This is a genomic window from Calditrichota bacterium, assembly GCA_014359355.1.
In the GTDB taxonomy this organism is placed as follows: Bacteria; Zhuqueibacterota; Zhuqueibacteria; order JANLFK01; family Oleimicrobiaceae; genus Oleimicrobium.
Genome location: JACIZP010000297.1, coordinates 1 through 2473, shown reverse-complemented (window position 1 = coordinate 2473; position 2473 = coordinate 1). Strand labels below are relative to the sequence as shown.

Sequence of the window (2473 nt, the reverse complement as noted above, 5' to 3'; positions counted from 1 at the left end):
CCCCCATGCCACCCGCACGGCGCACGCGTTGGAACTCTTGCTCCCGCAACTGCCCACCCTTGGGCTGCGGGCCAGTGCGCTGCCGATGGCTCTTCCTCCTCGCCTCGAGCCTGCTCCGTAGACGAGTCGGCGGTCGGTGTGCTAAGTGCCGCCGCGTTCCCCGTAGCCAAGGAAGAAATCTCAGCGGCCAGGGCTGAGCACGCGAGTTCCTCCGGAGCGGCTTGCCCGACTCCCGGCCTTCCGCCATGCTCCAGGGGCCACCGGCTTGCTCTTCGGCCCAGCTATCCGCAGCTTGACAAGGCGACTCCGCCACTCGCCTCTTCGCAGCCCTCACCGGGCTGGGATGCCACTCTCCTGCTCCTCCGCCCCCTCCGGCACTTCTGCCAAAAAAGGCCTTGAAATTTGCCTGCGATTTGCTAAATTGCTGCACAGCCTTTGGCTCCTCAAAGGCCCAAGGGAACAGTCGGGCCAGATCTGTGCGAGGGAATCGCGTGTCCAAGACCAGTTACGTGCTCGTGACCGGAATGATCCTGCTGTGCGGTGTTATGCCTGTTGCCCCCCAATCGGTGAACCTGCCGTTGGACCATTGGGCCTATCGCCTTCTCGAGCGTCTGGAGACCAAAGGTCTGGTCAGAGACGTGGGCTTGCGGGCGCTGCCCCTCTCCAGGCAGCAGGTGGCAGAGCTCATCGCTGCTGCCGATCGCGTGCTCCAGGACGATCCTTCCGCCTTCAGCCACAGTGAGCGCGCGCTGTTGGAGCAGCTGAAGGGCGAGTTTTGCGATGACCTGCCGGTCGCCGGACTGGTCGTACAGCCACGCTATCGCGAGCGGCACCTGTGGCGCTGGCAAGAGGGGAAGAGCTACGGCTTTGTCGACGCGCTTTTCACGCAGGCGGTGGATGCCCACGCTGCGGACACCATGGCCATCGGGCAGCGGCAATGGCGCACCATGGCCGGCGGCATCGTGCGCGGGGCCATCGAGGGCAAACTAGGCTTTTACGTGGACGCGCGCAACACCCTGCGGCGCGGGGGCAAGGTGCCGGAAGAGAGCTTTGACCCGCGGCACGGACTGCCGGTGGTCACCTCCGGGCGGAATGTCTACTCTGACCAGGCGGAGGCCTATGTGGCGGTGCAGTTCTGGCGGATTCATCTTCAGGCGGGGCGGATGCAGGCGCACTGGGGTCCTGGCTGGCGGGGCGGTCTCCTCCTGTCGCGCAATGCCCCCCTGTTCGACGCCTTTCGCCTGACCGTGCCGTTCAAGCGCTTTTCCTTCTCGGCGCTACACGCTTTCCTTACCAGACTGGGCGGGCCACGCTATTTGGCAGCGCATCGCCTGGAGGTGCGCCTGGCCCATTGGCTGCTGATAGCCGGCACGGAGAGCGTGCTCTACGGCCGCAGGGACGTGGAGTTCAGCTACCTCAACCCGCTCATGCCTTACCACGTGGCTGAACACCATCTGGGCGATCGCGACAACAACATGATGAGCTTCGATGTGGTAACCTTTCCCCTGCGCAACGTCAAGGCCTATGTCGAGTTCATGTTGGACGACATGACCCTGAGCAAGAACCCGTTGCGCTACTACGGCAACAAGTTCGGCTTTACGCTCGGCGCCCACTGGGTGGCTCCTTTGGGCTTGCGGGAGGCCGCCCTGCGCGCCGAGTATACGCGCATCGAGCCGTTTGTGTACACGCACTATGACTCGCTCAACGTCTACCTGCACTACGATCGCATCATCGGCCATTGGTTAGGCCCGGATGCCGATTGTCTGGCCTTGGCAGCGGAGTACCAGTGGAGCCGGGACCTATTCACCCAAGTCTGGGCGCAATGGCGCCGCCAGGGCAAAGGGGATGTGTGGACGCCCTACCCGGAAAACGGCTCGGAGCGCAAGGCCTTCTTGGCCGGCACCGTGGAGTCGGGAGCCACCTGGGGCGTGCAGGTGAGCGACCAGGTGCGCAAGGACATTTTCGTGAGCCTCGCCTACGTCCACACGGCCTTGACCAACCGGGGGCATGTGGCCGGAGCAAGCGGCTTTGAGCGGCAGGCCAGCATCCAGGTGGCGGTCAACTATTAGGAGGCGCACCGCGTGGCGGGAACGGTCTTTTCCATCGCCCTGATTGCCCTGGGAGGGGTGTTTGCCCTTTTCCTGCTGGGGCTGCTTCTGGGGCTGTTGCGGAAAGAAGGAGCGCGTTCCCAGGATCGACCGTCGGTCTCGGTGGTAGTGGCCGCGCGCAACGAGGAGCGGCAGATCGGCCGCTGCGTGGCTGCCTTGCTGGCGCAGGACTATCCGCGCGACAGGCTGCAGATCATCATCGTGGACGACCGCTCGGAAGACGCCACGGCCGCCATTGTGGAGAGAATGGCGGTGGGCCACGAGCATCTGGAGCTGGTGCGCCTCACTTCGTGCCCGAGCAACTGGTCGCCGAAGAAGCACGCCATTGCGGCGGGGGTGGCACGTTGTCGCGGGGAGGTGGTTCT

At 64.5% G+C, this 2473-nt stretch carries 2 protein-coding genes; both read left to right on the top strand.

Annotation, left to right across the window (positions count from 1 at the left end; genetic code table 11):
* Nucleotides 1-491 precede the first annotated feature (491 nt).
* Nucleotides 492-2069, top strand: a complete 1578-nt coding sequence (locus H5U38_12720; protein MBC7187889.1) for a hypothetical protein — start codon at nt 492-494, stop codon at nt 2067-2069.
* A 12-nt stretch (nt 2070-2081) separates the two neighbouring features.
* The coding region (locus H5U38_12715; protein ID MBC7187888.1) for a glycosyltransferase at nt 2082-2473 on the top strand (392 nt) is incomplete at its 3' end.